The following is a 19,139-nucleotide window of genomic DNA, read 5'->3' as shown; positions in this document are numbered from 1 at the left end:
TTTTAATAAGCTTTGTTAATGGTGATGGCTTTCCTCAGGAGTAATAGAGCCTTTATAAAAGTAATTCCTCTGCAAAATGACATGCAACCGAATGGATTGTATCAAGTTCTCTCAATACAGGTTCCTCTTGACTGCAGCGTTCCTTAGCGTATGGGCAACGAGTATGGAACCTACACCCTGTCGGAGGATTTAAAGGAGATGGAACATCACCTTTTAAAATGATTCTCTCCCCTTTCTTTGTTTCATCTATAACAGGGATAGCTGATAGTAGAGCTTTCGTGTAAGGGTGCATAGGTTTGTTAAATAAGGAAGACTTATCTGCAATTTCTACAACTTTTCCTAAATACATAACCATAACACGATCTGAAATGTGTCTTACAACACTTAAATCATGAGAAATAAATAAGAATGTTAGATCAAACTCCTTTTGGAGCTTTTTCAATAAGTTTAATATTTGAGCTTGAATAGATACATCAAGAGCAGAAACTGCTTCATCACAAATAATTATTTCCGGATTTACCGCGAGAGCTCTAGCAATTCCAATTCGTTGGCGTTGTCCCCCAGAAAATTCATGCGGATATCTTTCCAAGTATTCCGGGCGTAAACCAACATGTTTCATAAGCTCTAACATCCGAGCCTCTCTCTTATTGGGAGGGAGTACTTTTTGTATTGCCATTGCCTCCTCTAACATTTGACGTATCGTTCTTCTTGGATTTAAAGAAGCATATGGATCTTGGAAAATCACTTGAATATTTCCTCTAACATTACGCAACTCTTTTTTATTCATTTTTATAAGGGATTCACCTTTAAATAATACGTCACCATCAGTAGGTTCATCTAAACGTAAAATAGATCTTCCTGTTGTTGATTTCCCACAACCAGATTCACCTACTATACTTAATGTTTCTCCAGGATACAGTTCAAAATTTATACCATCAACTGCTTTTACAACTTGTTTCGGTTGAAATATAACTTCTTTTTTCAATACAAAGTGTTGCTTCAAATCAGAGACTCTTAATAACGGACTTTTCTGTTTGAGAATATTACTCATTGTGCAACCACCTCTTTTGTTAAACTATCTTGCCATTCATCAGAATACTTCCAGCATCTAACTTTGCTGTCTTCAGCGTATTGGATAAGATTTGGTTGCTTTTGAATACAAATATCCTTTGCAAAAGGACACCTTTCCGCAAATCGACAACCTTCTGGATATTCATATGGACTCGGTACAGTTCCTTCAATAATTTGCAGTTCTTCCTGGTCTTCATAAAGCTTAGGTAGTGATCCGATTAGACCTTGTGTATAAGGATGTAATGGATTTTTAAATAAACCTTTTGTCTCTTGATGTTCTACCACTTGTCCTGCATACATTACGCCAACTTGATCACACATTTCAGCTACTACACCTAAATCATGAGTGATGAAAATAATACCCATTCCAATTTTCTTTTGTAAATCTTTCATGATTTCTAATATTTGAGCCTGAATAGTTACATCTAAAGCGGTTGTTGGCTCATCCGCAATTAGAACTTCAGGTGTGCAAGCTAATGCCATTGCAATCATAATTCTTTGTCTCATACCACCACTAAGTTGGAATGGTTCCTGCTTCGCTCTTTTTTCAGGCGAAGGGATTCCAACAAGACCAATCATTTCAACTGATTTATCCCATGCTTGCTTTTTGGACAATCCTTGATGTAATCGGAGCGCTTCTGCTATTTGTTCCCCTACAGGTATAACTGGATTTAAACTAGTCATTGGTTCTTGAAAAATCATCGAAATGCGATTCCCTCTTATTTTTCGTATCTCTTCTTCAGACATCGTGACTAAGTCTTTGCCTTTCAATAATACTTGTCCATCGACAATTTTCCCTGGCGGAGATGGTATTAATCGAAGGATAGATAACGAAGTCATTGATTTTCCACATCCGGATTCCCCAACTATTCCAAGTGTCTCGCCTTTTCTTAAAACAAAATCTATGCCATCCACAGCCTTTGCCGTACCTTTATTGGATATAAAATGTGTTTTTAAGTTTTTTACTTCTAATACTACTTCATTTTTCATCTTTCTCCCCCCTAGTTCAAATCCATTCGTTTATTAAAAACTTTATACATAACGTCTACTAATAGATTCACGAAGACAAAGACTAAAGAAGCAACTAATACCCCACCCTGCACCATTGGAATATCTCTTGTTCGAATTGCATCGACAATCATTCGACCTAATCCATTTATAGCAAATACAGACTCTACTAAAACAGTACCACCAAGTAAACTACCAAATTGTAGCCCTACAACAGTAATAACAGGAATTAATGCATTTCTTAATGCATGTTTATAAATAATGACATGTCCTTTAAGACCTTTTGCTTTCGCTGTCCGTATATAGTCTTGGCCAACTACCTCAAGCATACTTGAACGAGTCATACGAGCAACAATAGCTGCTCCTCCTGCTCCAAGTGTAATTGCGGGTAAAATAATATGTGCTGTACTATCCCATCCAGCAACCGGAAGCCACTGGAGTTTTACAGAAAATACATACATTAGTAATAGTCCTAACCAAAAACTTGGAAGTGAAATTCCTATTAATGCGACAACCATTACACTAATATCGGAAAATGAATATGGTTTTACCGCGGAAATAATACCTGCGATTAACCCGAGTACAATTGTGATTAAAATACTAAAAAACGCAAGCTCCATTGTAATAGGTAAACGAATCATAATTTCATCCATAACAGGTTGATTGTTTTTGAGAGAATTTCCTAAGTCGCCTCTAAATACATTCCCTACGTATGAAAAATACTGTTCATGAAGTGGTCTATTTAAACCTAAATCTTCTCTTAGCTCGTTAACCGTTTCTTTAGATGCCCCTTCACCTGCCATAATAACCGCTGGATCACCTGGTACCATTTGCATAATTAAAAACACAACTAAAGTGACTCCTAATATGACAGGAACTATTTGTGCTAAACGCTTCAAAATAAATAAAAACATAAGTAATCCTCCTTTTATTTTTTCGTTCTAGGATCTAAAGCATCACGCAAACCGTCTCCAAAAAGGTTAAAGCCCAATACTAAAATCGCAATCATCAGACCTGGGAAAATAGCCATATAAGGAGCGCTGAAAATGAAATCTCTTCCACTAGAAAGCATTGCACCCCATTCAGGTGATGGTGGTTGAGCGCCTAGTCCTAAGAATGACAATCCTGCTGCTGATAATATAGCTGTTGCAAGTCTTAATGAGCCTTGAACAATAATCGGTGATAATATATTTGGGAAAATGTGTCGGAAAATAATAATGAAATCATTTGCCCCTAATGTTCGAATAGCATCTATATACTCAAGCTTTTTCACTTCCATCGTCGAACCACGAACAATTCTAGCAAACAATGGAATTGAAAAGACTCCTACTGCGATTGTTACATTTATAAGACTCGGACCAAGTGCACTAATAATTGCTAATGCCAATAAGATCCCTGGGAAAGCGAGCATCACGTCTAAACAACGACTAATAATTGTGTCCACCCATCTACCATAGTAGCCCGCTATTAGTCCAAGAATTATTCCAAAAAAAGCTCCAAAAGATACTGATGAAAAACCTACACCAAGCGATAACCTAGAGCCGTATAAAATTCTACTTAAAATATCCCTTCCTTTGTCATCCGTTCCCATCCAATGATGTATTGATGGAGATTGTAACTTGTCCGGAAGGTTAATCTCATATGGGTCATATGGTGCTAATATTGGTGCTAAAAAAGTGAGCGATATATATAGAAGAATTATTACTCCCCCTACAACTGCTGCTTTATTTTGACCTATTGTCCCAAAAAATGCTTTCCATTTTTCTTTTCTAATTTTCTTTCTAGCCAAGACTAACATCTCGGAATTGACTTCTGTATTATTAATCGTCATTTGATAAACCCCCTTGTTCTGCTTCCTTTTCGTAATAAGGTAACATCACGATATATAAGAAAAGAAAGAATGTAAATAGACATAGAAAGAATAGTCAAAATACTTTAAAAAACAGTAAATATTTTAAAAACATTATTAATTCTTTTATTTATAATTGAAAATTAGCAACACAAATAAGAATCATTTGGAGGGGAACTCATTGAAGAAATTTAAGTGGATTCAGTTTTTCGCATTAATAACTATTTTGATGCTAATAATGCAAGGATGCTCGACAGGAAGTTCAAGTAAAGGTGAACAAAAAGAAGAAGGACAAGTATCAACTGGCGACAAATCCGGTGGGAAGCTTGTTATAGTACGTTTATCAGATGCAACTGGTCTTGACCCACATTTCATTACAGATATACCTTCCGCAAACGTTGTTCACGGAAAAGTATATGAAACACTACTTGCTTTTGATAAAGACAGAAATTTTGTACCATTACTTGCAACAGAATGGAATCAAGTAGATGATTTAACTTGGGATTTCACATTAAGAGAAGGTGTTAAATTTCATGACGGAACACCATTTAATGCAGAAGCAGTAAAAGCTACTTTTGATAGATTACTAGACCCTGCAACAGGATCACCTCAAAAAGATAAATTAGGAATGATCAAAGAAGTAATTGTAAAAGACGATACACATGTAACACTTAAATTATCAACACCATATGCTCCACTACTTTCTATTTTAGCAAGCAATGAAGGAAGCATTCTAAGCCCTAAAATGATTAAGGAAACTCCTGATCAATTAGCAACACATCCAGTAGGTACTGGTCCTTTTGTATTTGATTCATGGAAATCTGGTCAAGAAATAACCCTAAATAAAAACAATGATTATTGGGGAGAAAAAGTCAAAGTGGATAGTGTAGTATTCAAAGTAGTTCCAGAAGATGCAACTCGTCTAGCAATGATTGAAAGTGGAGAAGCACATATTTCCGATCAGGTTCCAGTAACTGAAATTGATCGAATTGAGAATTCTGATAAGATGAACCTTTTCCGAACGGATGGTTTAGCGGTAGAATATGTAGGCTTTAACACAACAAAAGCTCCTTTCGACAATGTGAAAGTTCGTCAAGCAGTTAGTTACGCAATTGAAAGAGAAGCAATTATTTCTGGTGTTTACAATAATGTTGGAACACTTGCAAACGTTGCGATGAGTCCACAAGTATTTGGATATAGCAAAGACGTTAAAGCATATCCATATGATGTAAACAAAGCAAAATCTTTATTAAAAGAAGCAGGATACGATAAAGGTATCAAAGTTACTTTATTAACAAGCGACAGAAAAGAACGAATTAATATGGCTGAAGTTATTCAATCTCAGCTTAAGGGTATTGGTGTAGATGTTGAAATTCAAGTAATGGAATACGGTTCATATATTCAGCAAATAGAAAATGGAGATCATCAAATGCTTATTGGCGGTTGGGGCAACGCGACTGGTGATGGTGACTACAATCAATACAACCTCTTCCATTCTGCATCTATTGGTGCACCGGGGAACCATTTCTATTATCAAAACCCTGTAGTAGATAAACTTATCGAACAAGGACGTGTAGAAACTGACCCAAGTAAGCGCCAAGAAATCTACAAGCAAGCAATGCAAATTGAAATGGATGACGCTGTATATGTTCCAATTAGAAACTACGAGCATTTAGCAGTTTATAATAACAATGTAGAAAATTTTAGATTAGACGCTTCGAACTACTTGATTTTAAATGAAGTGACAGTAAAATAATTCACTTCAAAGAGACTGGTAATACTCCAGTCTCTTTGAACTTATTGGGAGGAAAAAAGATGAAATCTCTACTTATTAAAAAAGCTCGCCTTGAAACTGGATTTACTTATGAAAATGGGCGTGTTATTCAAACTGAAACAGATCTATTGGATGTACTTATTCAAGATGGAAAAATTATTGAAATAGATAAAAACATTGAAAGCTCTGATTATGAAGTAATCGAGGCTAATGGCAAATTATTAATGCCTTCCTTTAGAGAAATGCATATTCATGTAGATAAAACGTATTTTAGTGGTCCTTGGAAAGCATGTAAACCTATAACGAAAGGAATTCTAACGAGAATAGAAGAAGAGCAGGAACTACTACCAGCACAACTTCCATTTGCATTAAACCGAGCAGAAAACATGATCCAGTGGTTAATCTCACAAGGACACACACATATTCGTTCTCATTGTAATGTAGACCCACAAATTGGAACGAAGCATATTGAAATTACAAAAGAAGCTTTCAAAAAGTTTGAGGATCAGGTTACATACGACATTGTAGCTTTCCCTCAGCATGGGTTATTACTTTCAAAAGTAGAACCATTAATGAGAGAAGCTATGAAAATGGGTGCAACATTAGTTGGAGGAGTTGATCCAGCTACGATCGATCGCAATATAGACCTTTCCCTTAACACTACAATGGATATTGCAGTCGAATCTGGAAAAGGAATAGACATTCATATTCATGATCCGAATTCCCTTGGTGCTTTTGAATTTTATAAATTAGCAGAACTAACGAAACAAGCTAAAAAAGAAGGACAAGTTACGATAAGCCACGCAATAGCTTTAGGCGATCTTCAAGGAAAAGAATTAGAGGAATTAGTTGCAGTGCTCGCCGATACGAAAATTGACGTTACGTCAACTGTTCCAATCAACCGCCCTACTATTCCAATTCCTTATCTACACGAAAATGGAGTATCCGTTTCCGTTGGCCACGACAGTTTGACTGATCATTGGTCTCCTTTTGGTACTGGAGATACAGTAGAAAAATTAAGTATATTAGCAGAAAGATTTAAATTCATCGATGAGTATTCATTAAACCGTTGCTGGAAGTATGCTTCAGGAGGAATTACTCCTCTTAATGATGTAGGTACGAGAGTTTGGCCACAAAAAGGTGATTTAGCAAATGTACTTCTCCTTGATGCCGTATGTTCAGCTCAAGCAGTAGCTAGAAGACGTCCTATAACACATGTAATTTCAAACGGAAATGTTGCATATACAAATGAGGCTATTCTATCGAAGGAGGTTACAAAATGAGTAAAGTAAAATGGCTTTCTAATGTTAAATTAGAAACTGGAGAAAGATTATTAGACAATGGAACAGTTGAAACAGAAACCTCATTATTTCATCTAAAAATAGAAGATGGGAAAATTGTAGATCAATTAGCTGTTAATGAAACAATCCCTACCGGCCATGAAGTAATCGATATGCACGGAATGCTTGCACTTCCAACTTTTAAAGAAATGCATAATCATTTAGATAAAACATATATGACGTTAGATTGGAAAGCTTGTATTCCTGTCGCAAACTTAAAGGAACGATTAAATCTCGAAGCAAAAGAGTTATCTATTTTAGCCGATAGCGCAGAGCAACGAGCAAAGAAAATGATTGAAACTTTACTTCAATATGGTTCAACGCATATTCGTACACATGTGAATATTGATCCGTATATTGGTCTGAAAAATTTGGAAGGTATTATTGCTGCACTAGATTCATTTAAAGGCAAAGTAACTGCAGATATTATCGCATTCCCACAACATGGGTTATTACGTGAATCCGTACCTCAATTAATGCGGGAAGCGATGAGAAATGGTGCAACAATGGTCGGTGGATTAGACCCTGCTGGAATTGATAATGCGATTGAAAAATCGCTATACGAAGTAATGGATATTGCAACTGAGTTTGATGCCGATGTTGATATCCACTTACATGATGGTGGATTTGTAGGTTATTATACCGCGGATAAGTGGATTGATATCGTAGAACAAGCAAATTATCAAGGAAGAACGGCTTTGAGTCACTCCTTCTGCCTAGGGGATATTCCAGTTCCGCAGCAAGTTGTTGTTGCAAACCGACTTTCAGAAGCAAATGTTGCTATTATGTCTACTATTCCTATTAATATCAATCGGGTAATACCACCAATTGATCTGTTAGATGCCCATGGAGTAAAAGTACACTTCGGTTGTGATGGTTTTTATGACTCGTGGAGCCCATATGGAACGGGTGATGTATTAGAAAAAGTTACTCGCTATTGCGAACTTACACGAAAAATTGATGAGAAATCATTGAGGAATGCACTTAAATGGGTTACTGGTGGAGTTGTTGCTTTAGATGAGGATGGCAAAAAAGTTTGGCCGGAAGTTCAAGATGATGCAAGTTTTGTTTTTTGTGATGCAGCTTCCTCCGCTGAAGTGGTTGCTAGAAAACCAAAAAAACGTATAATAATGGTTAAAGGTGAACTAATCTAGAGTGAAAAGAGAGAAAGGGTTTATGCCTCTTTCTCTTTTCAATTTTTATTTATTGAAAGGAAGATATAACCATAAATATGAAGAAGCAATTGTTTACTTACTTAATTCTGTTACTCTGTGTCATAGCTTGGGGTAGCAACTTTGTTTTTGGATCAATTTTAGTCGCTATATTTGACCCAAGCATAATAGCATTTTTTAGACTTATATTTATCCTCATTTTCTTGTTTTTCATGACCTATAGAAATATTAACTTCCGGGAATTAACTTTACACAATTACATATGGTTAGGTGTAGCAGGTTTAGTAGGTGTATCGTTGAACCAATGGAGCTTTTACGCAAGCCTTCAATATACTGAACCTGTCACAGCAGCACTAATCCTCGCTTTATCGCCAATAGTTACCGCATTACTCTCCTCTTATTACTTTAAGGAAAGAAAGACTTTTCCATTTTGGATCGGCTCATTAATCGCTTTGCTTGGAGTTTGGTTAGTTATAACAAAAGGATCATTACTTATTCCGAGCTTCGGTAGAGGTGAGATATTAATAAGTATAACGATGCTATCCTTTTCAGTTTTCTTAGTTTTTGTTCAACATTTATCTAAATCGATACACCCTTCTACCATTACCTTATTCAGCAATATCTTTGGACTGATTGGTCTACTTCCTTTTGTTCCTTGGAGTAAAACCTATCTTGTGTTGTCTGTTCCACTGTCCTATTGGCTATTACTTATTATCACTGCGATTATTATGCATGGATTATGCACTTACTTATGGAATAGCTCTATTCAAAAAGTCGGTGCTTCAAAAGCTGCACTTTTATTAAACCTTGAGCCATTTGTTGCAATGGTTTTCGGGCTTCTGCTGCTAGGAATTACAATTCAACCATTACAACTGGTTGGTGCTTTTGTTATTATTATCGGTGTTTCTATTTCGCTCCGGACAAAATCAAGTAATTCCCTTTCCAACAAAATATAATGCTTTAATCCAACAGGAAATTCAATTGTTAGAAGCAACAAGAAACAAAGGCAGTGTTATATTAAAGTCTACTATTACATTTTTAGCAAAAGTGAGGGAAACTTTATGAAAGAACTAACAAAAGAAATACTTAAATTCAGTAGCGATCGAGGCTGGGGAGGAAATCACGATGCTCGTAGTCTTGCTATTTCTGTATCTTTAGAAGCAAGTGAACTATTAGAGCACTTTCAATGGGTTTCAGCTGAGGAGGCTATTGAAAATGATAAGGAAGCAATTGTTGACGAAGCAGCTGACGTATTTATTTACCTTCTACAACTTGCAAATGTGTTAAATATTGATCTAAAGGAAGCAGCACAGCAAAAAATGAAAAAGAATGAGATGAAATATCCGCTACCAAAACAAACAATGTAATATATAATAGTAAGGGTGGTTTAATTTAGTAAATTTAATAACAAAATATGTATATTAACCCAGTTATTTTTACTATCCTTAAACAAAAAAATACAATATTCTTAATAAGGCTTACTTAATACAATTATTGTAGGTCTAATATAATTTTAGGGGAATCCGTATGAAAAAATTATTGACTATCTTGGTGGTAACCGGAATAGTAGGAGCTAATATTTTTACTCCATCTAAAGTGGAAGCAGCTTCTGTTTCACAAGCAGAATCGCTTGTAAAAATAGCTGAACAAAATGCCGGTGCCTTGAAATGGCAAATTTCTTATGAACTGACGAAAGAAATAAAAAATCCCGATATGAAGGTATTTAACGCAACAAAAAGTTCTTATTTAAAAGCACAGCAAGAAATTGCTAAGCTGAGCGCTAAAGATAAAGTAAAATTAGAAAAACGATTGGAAGATAATGTAGGAATTCATTATCAGCGCGCAATGGGCTATATTGATGCAATCACTTCTGGGAAAAAAATTGTGGATAAAGCAACTCAATTTAATACCCTATACGGAAAGGATCCAACTTCCGATGTAACAGAAAAAAGTTATCACGAATTATCTAGTGAGATTCGTAAACAAGCAATATTACTTTACCGTGTTTACGGGAAATCAACACGAGATGCAATATTAACTAAATATAAGACCCCTGGCGAAAAGTCTCTTCAATCGTCCAAATATGTAATTACAGCGAAGATGCATTTAGATAAATTGGACGATTTGATTACTAAAAAAGCAAACCAAAAAACTGTTGAAGCTAGTGTTTCAGATTTCTTTGATTTACTAGATACAATAGAGGACGAAGCAATCATAGATGATTTATACGCTAAATACCAACAAAGTATTAGAAAGGATTCACACTTCCTTGCACAAGAAAAAGAAATTGTTGAGTTCTTTAAAAAATCGGACGAATATGTAAACGCTGAAGATCTAGAGGCAACATTTAATCTATATAGCAAGGAATACCCTGATTATGATTCACTTAAAGAAATGATAGGGTCTGCCTTCAAAGATTACGATGTAAAATACGAGACATTAAGCTTAGAAGTTCATTATATTATTGACGGTATTGCCCTAGTTTCACAAACTCAAAAAGCAACTATCGATGAAAAACATACCCTCAAATATACGACTATTTTCCTTTTGGAAAAAGATGAAGCTGGTGACTGGAAATACCTAGACTCATTAGATTTATCTGATATGTAAAACGTAGAATAATATATTAATAACTGCAGTAATACTCGTAGAAATACGGGTAGCTGCAGTTATTTTTATTACTAGGAAAAGTGCAAGGCATCCTTCTAGCGTTGATTCTGCCTCCTCGCTTCGCTGCGTGGTCTTCTGCTAACGTTATTCCCGCAGGAGTGTCGCCTTTTTCAACGTTTTTTAAGAAATGAAAAACTAAAATAGAGTGTGGGAATTATTGAAGTTTCCCTTCTACTCTTTTTTATCTTTATAGATAACCCTCCCACAAAAATTCTCCTATTAATATTGTGGCCACTTTAGTTACTCGTAGCAGAAGAACGTTCCTGACCGATGTAGACTAGGCACATTATCTCTTTTAATGAATAATTCTTACCTGTGTTTACTATTTATAAGGGAAGGAAAAAAGATTTTTTAGTTGTAACGACAATGTGATTAATATCGTCTAATAAAATGTTAGATAAAACAATTTATGGAGGGATTATTGGGTGATTGGAAATAGTAAAAAGTTATTGATTGCAGGATTAACTATTATTTTGTTAGGTATCCCCTTTTCGCAAAACGCAATTGTTTTAGCAAAAGAACAATCGAAAGTTGAACAAACCTTAAAACAAAAAAAGGAATTAACACAAAAACAAGCTCTAGATCTAGCTATAGAATTTAATAAGGTATCCAATTATGTACAGCGTGGTGGTGATTATAAGAAAGATGAATATAAAACATTTTCTTATAATCAGAAAACATATCGCTACTTATCTAGCTCAATCGATACGGAAAAAAAGTTAAAAAGCTACTTAGAAAAGGTTATAGTCCCTTCGGAAGTAGAGCATTTTATTAAAAGTCGAGGAATTATTGAGTATAAAGGCAAATTAGCTCAAGTTGAAGCGGATAGCGGCTCCCTATTACAATGGGAAAAAGCAACAGCTAAATATGTGAAAACCGAAAAGAACACTACTTATTATCGATTAACCGTTCCTGTTTGGAATACTAATGAAAAGCAAGATTTTATGGTTGAGTATCAATATTTAAACAATATAGGATGGAAAATTAGTAAAGAGCCTAAACAAGAGATAAGTGCCGCAATTTCGGCAAAAATAGCTATCGAAATGGCCGCAAAATTCAAAGCAGCTTCAAGTTATGTGCAAGCCGGTGGTGAATATGGACCTGGTGAGTACAAAACGTTTTCTTTCAATGGCTCTACGTATCGTTACCTATCGAGCAAAATTGATACCAAAAACAAATTGGTAAACTACTTAACACAATCGATGACCCCCTCTGCTGCTGAGCAGTTTATAAAAGACCGAGGAATTATTGAATACAAAGGAAAACTGGCTCAAATTGAAGCGGACGGTGGTTCTTTAGAGGAATGGACAAAAGCATCTGTAGAGTTCATTAAGACAGATAAAAATACGACATTTTATCGAGTAACTGTTCCTTATGGAGAGATGAAGGAAAAACAAATGTATATTGTGGAATATCAATATGTTGAAAAAGCTGGTTGGCGAGTTAGCAAAGAGCCATATTGGGATTTGGATATACCAGGTAAAATTAATCCCGTTTCAACACTTTTCAATTACTTACTTGTTGACTCAAAAGTTGCTCAAAATCAGTTTCTTCCTTACTCTTCTTTTAACGTAGCTGAATTTAAAAAAGGAATTAAAAAAGTAGAGTTCATTAAGTTAACAGAAGTCGGCAGAAGTGGTTCACAAGTAGAATATATCGCTTCTATTAATGTGGAGCTAGATAATAATTATTTTGGACCTCTTATGAGTGGTGAAAATAAGATGTATTTCACTGTTCAACCAACCGGATATATGGAATTTAAAATAGATCAGGTTGGTATTGTGAATATGTATTAAGAAAAACTCAAGCTTCTTTTAAGTGCATTTTGTCTTTATTATTTCCAAGGTGCTTTGGTCGAAACATTGGCTACACTATTACCGTAAGAATTTAGCTCGTGAAGTGACTGTGTCACTTCACGAGCCATTTTTTTCGGTAGTCTTGTGGTGAATGTTTGCCCGTCGACTTCTTGAAATTTGTAAAGTCATAATACATTTGTTTTGGATAATTAGAGAATAAATCCTTTCCTATTCTTTTAAAAGCGGACGAAGATGGAATTTCGTCCGCTCAGCGCTTCTTTATGAATGGATACTATCTATTTTTCTACAAGTCCGCCAGCTATAATCATATTCACACTGAATCAGTTAAACCCTAAATCATTATTATCACTGACTCTTATGGAGGATTTAGAAATGTATGTCTGACTTCCAGATTCTCCTTTTCGGAGAATCTTCTGGTATTATTTTCACCTCTACATCCTCTTCAATCCGGGAAGGGTATAAATCTAGATCGAATCGTAATGGATTTGTAAAAGATTCGGTTGGAAGTTCGAATTCAAGTTTCTGTTCCACATTAGAAATTTTACTCAATGAGCCTATTACATAACTCTTAAGATATGGTCTAAGCCCCCGATCATATATTAAAAATTCTTTTCCATCTGAATCTTTGAATTTTGGAAAAAATGTCAAATCATCATTACTTCGTATCGAAAAACTAACTTTTCCATCCTTCACCTGTAAATCAGAGAAAATCGATTCAGAAGGTTGTTTCAAGATTTTCTTTGATTCAGTATCTATTAAAATATACGCTTCCTCTTTTTCCATTGCTGCAACTTTTCCAAATGTCAATGTTAATTCCTTTGGATTATGGAAATAAAAACTCTCCATAAGAGGAACTTCCCACAAGTTTCCTTTTGGCAATACTTTGAAAGAATTTCCAGGCATAGCTGACCAAGTTCTACCCATTTCGTCAATAAGTTTTAAATTATCAAATGCTCTCGAAAGAAGTTTCATTGAATTATTTGGATCTTCCTCTAATACAACAGTAGTTCGTACTGGATCAACAAATAAGTACTTTACTTTAATAAGTTGTCCTTCTATTATCACGTCTTTATCCACAACAATATTTTTATCTTCCACATTCATTACTTTGTAGGAAAATGGAATTTTAAAATGTTCAATCTTATCGCCGTTTTTTATACCTATACCCCAAGAGAGATCTTTTGAGAATGTTACTCTTTCTATAGTCTCCACTGAACTATAAAAGTCTGTTCCTTCTTTTGGAACCAAATTCAAAATGTAATTATTCAAATTCACAATATATCGAGGGTTAATTCCTGATGATAATTGAAGATACTTTAATTCTAGAGAGCTCAAATCAACTTCTTTTGAACGTACAGAGTAAAAAATAACTATTCCTGTATCATCAGCAATTACTCCATCCAAAGTCATCGTAATACCGTTTTTTTCTTGGGACTTATTTATAGGTTGGTAGTAGTCATTTTCAATCGCCGCTACCAACCCCTTATCTTGCTTTATGAGGGCAACTATCCTATCCAACCCAGGTATCGATGCAACTTTATTTGCGAAAGCAGGAGAAACACTGATGGATGTGATAAATGAGATGAGAAGGATTGCAGCAACTATAAGTGACCATAAACTTCGTTTTATTGTCTTTTTTCTTTTTAACACTCGTTCCTTTTTCGCTTTCTCAAAACCATTCCTTACTGCAAAATGAATCTTGTCTATTGGCACATCGACTTTATCAATCGTTTTTTTTCTTTGCTCCAATTTCTTTTCCTCTTCCTCAAACACGTTTAACCTCCCCTTTCTCTTCAAAATGGTTCCTAAATGCGCGTAATGCCTTATGTAGCCTCGTTTTAATTGTTCCTTCTGGTGTGTTCCACATAACGGCGATATCTTTTATTTTGACATCTTCAAAATACTTCAAGTGTAGTAACTCTCTTTCGTAATCAGTTAGATTTAGTAGAGCTTCCTCCACCTCTAAAAAAGTGAAATCTTCACTTACTCCTTGTAAGCCAATTATTCTTTCCTCCAACACTTCCCTTTTACTTTTCTTAATGACATCCTGGCAATAGTTCATCATAATCCGGATCAGCCACGTTTTAAAATAAGCAGGCTCCTTCACTGTTTTTATACTTCGATATGCCCTATATGTCACTTCCTGGACAGCCTCTAGTGCATCTCCTTCATTTTTCAAATAAGATATAGCTGTTCGGTACAATGCCTCTTCATAGGAGTGAATTAATTCTAAAAATGCATCTTCATTTCCTTTAATTGCTTGTTGCACCAGTTTCTTTTCGTTCAAGGTTTCACCTCATTTCAATTGCCTCTATGTATTAGACATACAACTTCAAGAAAAGTTTTCAGAAAATAAAATACATCCACTCTTTCTGCGAATTATTTCAGTGTAATAAAAAACCAGATTCTATTTTTTCAAAACCTGGTTTTTCTATATACTCAATCATTAAATCTTCTGCTAACTTTGCTAAATGTCGCACACTGATCTTACTCTTGCCTTTTCGATCACAACATTTAATACAAGTATCTGTTGTACAACACAAATATTGAATAAATTATACTTTGCACAAATTAATATAGCTATAAATTATTTTGTTATAAAATATCTCTGAATGTAGACAACCTCACTAAAAACGAGATATCCTTCCACATGAAAAAATATAATCAGGATAGGTTATATGCGAATGTTAAATGTTTGGTTTTATCAAATCTTCTTAGATCTAAACTGACCACAATTAGATTCCACTTAATTATTAAGAAAATATTCCCAAAATTGAAGATATTATATACAAGTTAGGGTATACTTATAGTACGAGTCCGTGTAAATGTAAAGGAGGTATTCATATGTCCGTAGCTAGCGCAGCATCACAAGTGAACCTTGATTTTCTTATAAATGATTTAGGTCTACGTCAAGTATCTAATACTTCGGTGTTTCGTAAAGGGAATATTTTTGTTATATCCCCATCTGTTCAAAATAAATCCAACACATTTGAACTAGGCGAGTCTCTTATAAAAAAATATAATCACGAAAAAGATGAAGGTTATTTACTTATTCGTGTAAAAGATAAGTTCCTCATGGCAAAACTACATCCTTTCCAAAAAAAAATGATGACTTCTGAAACAGAAAAAAGCACAAAGAGCAAACCTTCTTTTTGGAAATTTAATGTTATTGAGTCCATTATTCCACGAATAGAAAATAATGCAGATCGAGAGTTAATGTATAGAATTCAATCCCCTTCTACAAAACAGCTAATTTCTTTTTTCAATAAAGCCGATTAATCCAATAACACCCCTCTTATATAAAAATAAGATGGGGTGCTTTTTTATCACTTTTCATAATAGAATATTCAAAATAATTACTTAAAAAGGATTGTGTATTTCCCCTACTATAGTTACTATTAATTTATAAACATTAGTAGAAGAGGTATAAACTTGGAATTTATAACAATGCATTTTCTATTTAATCTGTCCTTATTAATCATTTTATTTTTCCTATGTTTTTCGATATTTAAGAGATTCGATAGCATCCGTTTACACCGACGAACTGCTCAATTTTATTTTGTTGCTTCTATAATACTGTGTTTCTTATTTCCGTATCATCTAAATGAAGATATAGTGTTAGATTTACGAATTGTTCCTTTTTTGATAGGCAGTCTATATATGAGGCAAAGTCCTTTACTTGCTCTTTTACTCATCGCCTTTCGAGCATTCTACGGAATTAATTTTGGGTTCTTTTTAGGATTTATTATTTATTCAAGCCTAGGTATTATTTTTTGGTTTGTATCTCCTTGGTTTTTAAAGCTTCCTGCTAAATACCGCATTCTGTTTTCTACAGGAAGTACTCTATTAATAAATGCTGGTATTTTAGGTGCAGTGTTATTCCTCACCTCTTCAGGACATACGCTAGATTTGGCAGTTGCACATATTATTGTACCCTCACTTGGAGTTGCCATGATTTCTTATATAATTGAAATGGCTGAAAAAAATATTTTGATGCAACAACAGTTGGTTAAAGCAGAAAAATTAGATGCTATTGAACAAATGGGAGCTGCTATATCACATGAAATTAGGAACCCTTTAACAACTGCTATTGGATTTGTAGAACTTCTTGATAAAGATACTCTTGATCACAAAAAAAGGAATCAGTACCTATCCATTTTAAAAAACGAACTGGATGCAGCCGAAAGAATTATACAAGATTATTTAACATACTCCAAACCGAACACTTCAACCATAGAAGCATTAAATATACAGGAAGAACTCACTCACGTTATAAATTTATTGCAGCCTTTAGCTAACTATCACTCAGTAAAAATATCCATGAATTTAGCCCCGACAAAGTTAATTGAAGGTGATTATTCAAAATTTCACCAATGTTTTATTAATATAATAAAGTATTTTATAGAATGTATGCCAAATGGTGGTGGATTACTAATAGAAACAGTTGATATCGGTACAAATGTTATCATTTCCATACAAAATACAGGAAACAGGAAGAACATAGAACAACTACAAAGTACGAGCCATGCAATGACTTTCGCATTTAAAATAGTTCGGGCGATGAAAGGTACAATTGATGTAAAAAATAAAACTGGAAATGAGACTGTTATTCAATTTTCCTTTAAGTCAATTAAACCTCATTTAAAGTAAAATAATTTATCTCTTACTGAGATTTTTAGTGCAGTTTTTTAAGCTGGCAGTTAAGTCAATTTTGTTGATGAAAAGAGGTAATCCTTTGGAATTAACTATGCACTTTTTTTTCAACCTATCTTTGTTAGTAGTGTTACTGTTTTTAAGTTTGTTATGGGCTGAAAGATTAAATAATATTGGATCGATTCAAGTAGTAGCAACCTTGTATTTTGTCGTTAGTTTCTTCATCAGTTATGCATTTAGTTACCCTATACACGAAGGCTTCTTATTCGATTTAAAGAATATTCCAATCATCATTAGCGGACTCTATATGGGATTAGGCCCATTGTTAGGATTACTCACTATTTGTATAAGGGGATTTTATGGTTTCGACACAGGTTTTTGGGTGACAGCGACACTTTACGGGGTTATTTCTTTTACGTTATGGCGACTATCTCCAACATTTTTAAATCAATCTTCAAATCTTCGAATCCTATTTTCAGTGGCAATAACATTTCTTTTTAGTTTTATACAAACAATATTGGAATTTATTCATTTACCTTATCCTTCCTATGACTTGTATTTTGCGTTTCTTGTTATCCAGCCATTAGGGGTTGGAATGATTGCATTTTTTATCGAGGAAATCAATAAAACTATTCAGTTACGCCATCAACTATTAAATATAAAAAGGCTTGAGGCAGTTGAACAAATGGGTGCAGCTATTTCTCATGAAATCCGCAACCCACTAACTGCTGCCATCGGTTTTGTTCAACTATTGCAAATAGAAAACATCTCAGTAGAAAACCGTGTTCAATATCTTTCTATTATTAAAAAAGAGCTCAAATCCGCTGAAAAGGTGATTCAAGATTACTTAACTTTTTCCAAGCCAGAAACCCAATTAACTGAATCTCTTATTGTTCATGAAGAACTACAGCATGCGATTGAAATACTGCAACCTAATGCAAATCGGAATTCTGTTCAAATAGTTTCAATCTTTTCAAATGACATTATTATTAATGGTGATAGGCAAAAATTCCATCAATTTTTAGTAAATATTATAAAAAACGCGATAGAAGCAATGCCTGAAGGAGGAATATTAACTGTTGAAATGGAGTGCGCTCCAACAAATGTGAGTATTCTTATAAAAGATACTGGAGCAGGTATGACTTCTGAACAATTGAAACATTTAGGAGAGCCATACTACTCTACAAAAGGAAAAAAAGGTACAGGGCTTGGCATGATGGTTGTGTACAGCATTGTACGTGCCATGAACGGAACTATACATGTGGAAAGCGAAGTTGGAGTTGGAACTACATTTAAATTCACTTTTAATTCCTTACTTATACTGCCTGAACAAAAAGAATTGGTCGAATTTGAAAGAGAGTTTGTAATGAATTAATAAATTTTTATCAATTACACTTTTGTATTATTGTCCTAAGTTTGCTTATCGAGCCGGCTCATAGACTCACAAATTTTTGTTACTTAAAAGTTGCTAAGTAAATATAAACACAATCGCACTGAGGATTAATCTCTGTGCTCTTTTATGAGTAAAATGTATTTTTTGCGCCATATTAAAAAAGTACCTAATATGCGTAAGGAGGATTCACATGGGTAGAGATAATAAGCAGGGTAAAAGTAAAAACAAAGATACACTCCCTCAAACACCGAAAAATCAAAAAATCAAACCAAATGAAGTTCAAGAAGAATTTTCAAGAGAGTTTGCTGAACTTGGGGAAAATGGAACGAAGAAAAAACGTAAATAAATATCAAATCCCACTGGACTACATTTCAGTGGGATTTTTTCTCTCT

Annotated in this window: 17 protein-coding genes; 11 read left to right on the top strand and 6 right to left on the bottom strand. The window is 34.4% G+C overall.

Going from position 1 to position 19,139, the window contains the following annotated elements; all coding sequences use genetic code 11:
• Positions 1-52: 52 nt before the first annotated feature.
• Genes ACFVR1_RS05500 through ACFVR1_RS05485 form a run of 4 tightly spaced genes read right to left on the bottom strand, consistent with a single transcriptional unit; the run spans position 53 to position 3,910 of the window.
• Positions 53-1,051 (bottom strand): ABC transporter ATP-binding protein, encoded by a 999-nt coding sequence (locus ACFVR1_RS05500; protein ID WP_387581422.1) that lies wholly within the window; start codon positions 1,049-1,051, stop codon positions 53-55.
• Positions 1,048-2,061 carry an ABC transporter ATP-binding protein gene (locus ACFVR1_RS05495; protein WP_387581419.1) on the bottom strand — a complete coding sequence of 338 codons (1,014 nt, stop codon included), beginning with the start codon at positions 2,059-2,061 and terminating at the stop codon, positions 1,048-1,050. Before ACFVR1_RS05495 ends, ACFVR1_RS05500 begins: the two co-directional genes overlap by 4 nt.
• Before the next feature lie 11 nt (positions 2,062-2,072).
• Positions 2,073-2,993, bottom strand: a complete 921-nt coding sequence (nikB, locus tag ACFVR1_RS05490; RefSeq protein WP_387581418.1) for a nickel ABC transporter permease — start codon at positions 2,991-2,993, stop codon at positions 2,073-2,075.
• 14 nt (positions 2,994-3,007) lie between these two features.
• Complete coding sequence (locus ACFVR1_RS05485; RefSeq protein WP_387581416.1) at positions 3,008-3,910, bottom strand: ABC transporter permease; 903 nt, start codon at positions 3,908-3,910, stop codon at positions 3,008-3,010.
• A 199-nt stretch (positions 3,911-4,109) separates the two neighbouring features.
• Here ACFVR1_RS05485 and ACFVR1_RS05480 point away from each other — a divergent pair, with 199 nt between their 5' ends.
• The 7 genes from ACFVR1_RS05480 (at position 4,110) to ACFVR1_RS05450 (ending at position 12,680) form a co-directional block, all read left to right on the top strand.
• Entirely contained in the window at positions 4,110-5,684 is a 1,575-nt protein-coding gene (locus ACFVR1_RS05480) for a glutathione ABC transporter substrate-binding protein (protein ID WP_387581413.1), read from the top strand.
• Between the two features lie 59 nt (positions 5,685-5,743).
• Positions 5,744-6,985 carry an amidohydrolase family protein gene (locus ACFVR1_RS05475; RefSeq protein ID WP_387581410.1) on the top strand — a complete coding sequence of 414 codons (1,242 nt, stop codon included), beginning with the start codon at positions 5,744-5,746 and terminating at the stop codon, positions 6,983-6,985.
• Complete coding sequence (locus ACFVR1_RS05470; RefSeq protein ID WP_387581407.1) at positions 6,982-8,196, top strand: amidohydrolase; 1,215 nt, start codon at positions 6,982-6,984, stop codon at positions 8,194-8,196. Before ACFVR1_RS05475 ends, ACFVR1_RS05470 begins: the two co-directional genes overlap by 4 nt.
• Positions 8,197-8,273: 77 nt before the next feature.
• Positions 8,274-9,170: a DMT family transporter gene (locus tag ACFVR1_RS05465; RefSeq protein ID WP_387581404.1), complete on the top strand. Its 897-nt coding sequence runs from the start codon at positions 8,274-8,276 to the stop codon at positions 9,168-9,170.
• Positions 9,171-9,275: 105 nt separating this feature from the next.
• On the top strand, positions 9,276-9,581 hold the full coding sequence (locus ACFVR1_RS05460) for a nucleotide pyrophosphohydrolase (RefSeq protein WP_387581401.1): 306 nt from the start codon (positions 9,276-9,278) through the stop codon (positions 9,579-9,581).
• A gap of 160 nt (positions 9,582-9,741) precedes the next feature.
• Positions 9,742-10,824, top strand: coding sequence for a hypothetical protein (locus tag ACFVR1_RS05455; protein WP_387581398.1), 1,083 nt, complete (start codon positions 9,742-9,744; stop codon positions 10,822-10,824).
• Between the two features lie 485 nt (positions 10,825-11,309).
• Positions 11,310-12,680, top strand: coding sequence for a DL-endopeptidase inhibitor IseA family protein (locus ACFVR1_RS05450; protein WP_387581395.1), 1,371 nt, complete (start codon positions 11,310-11,312; stop codon positions 12,678-12,680).
• 387 nt (positions 12,681-13,067) lie between these two features.
• Here the strand turns inward: ACFVR1_RS05450 and ACFVR1_RS05445 are convergent, their stop codons facing one another.
• Together ACFVR1_RS05445 and ACFVR1_RS05440 are read right to left on the bottom strand one after the other, a co-directional pair.
• Positions 13,068-14,474 (bottom strand): DUF4179 domain-containing protein, encoded by a 1,407-nt coding sequence (locus ACFVR1_RS05445; protein ID WP_387581393.1) that lies wholly within the window; start codon positions 14,472-14,474, stop codon positions 13,068-13,070.
• Positions 14,467-14,988 carry a sigma-70 family RNA polymerase sigma factor gene (locus ACFVR1_RS05440; protein ID WP_387581390.1) on the bottom strand — a complete coding sequence of 174 codons (522 nt, stop codon included), beginning with the start codon at positions 14,986-14,988 and terminating at the stop codon, positions 14,467-14,469. The genes ACFVR1_RS05445 and ACFVR1_RS05440 overlap by 8 nt, the downstream gene beginning before the upstream one ends.
• Positions 14,989-15,545: 557 nt before the next feature.
• Here ACFVR1_RS05440 and ACFVR1_RS05435 point away from each other — a divergent pair.
• The 4 genes from ACFVR1_RS05435 (at position 15,546) to ACFVR1_RS05420 (ending at position 19,093) form a co-directional block, all read left to right on the top strand.
• A complete protein-coding gene (locus ACFVR1_RS05435) occupies positions 15,546-15,980 on the top strand; it encodes a hypothetical protein (RefSeq protein WP_387581387.1) in 435 nt (144 codons plus the stop codon).
• A 153-nt stretch (positions 15,981-16,133) separates the two neighbouring features.
• A complete protein-coding gene (locus ACFVR1_RS05430; protein ID WP_387581385.1) occupies positions 16,134-17,351 on the top strand; it encodes a histidine kinase dimerization/phospho-acceptor domain-containing protein in 1,218 nt (405 codons plus the stop codon).
• Positions 17,352-17,436: 85 nt separating this feature from the next.
• Positions 17,437-18,729, top strand: coding sequence for an ATP-binding protein (locus ACFVR1_RS05425; RefSeq protein ID WP_387581382.1), 1,293 nt, complete (start codon positions 17,437-17,439; stop codon positions 18,727-18,729).
• A gap of 208 nt (positions 18,730-18,937) precedes the next feature.
• The gene (locus ACFVR1_RS05420; RefSeq protein ID WP_387581380.1) at positions 18,938-19,093 is read left to right on the top strand and encodes a YfhD family protein; all 156 of its coding nucleotides are present in this window, start codon (positions 18,938-18,940) and stop codon (positions 19,091-19,093) included.
• The last annotated feature ends 46 nt before the right edge of the window (positions 19,094-19,139 follow it).

The sequence above is a fragment of the Psychrobacillus sp. NPDC058041 genome (genome assembly GCF_042885655.1).
GTDB lineage: Bacteria > Bacillota > Bacilli > Bacillales_A > Planococcaceae > Psychrobacillus.
This window is presented reverse-complemented; position numbering and strand designations above follow the sequence as displayed.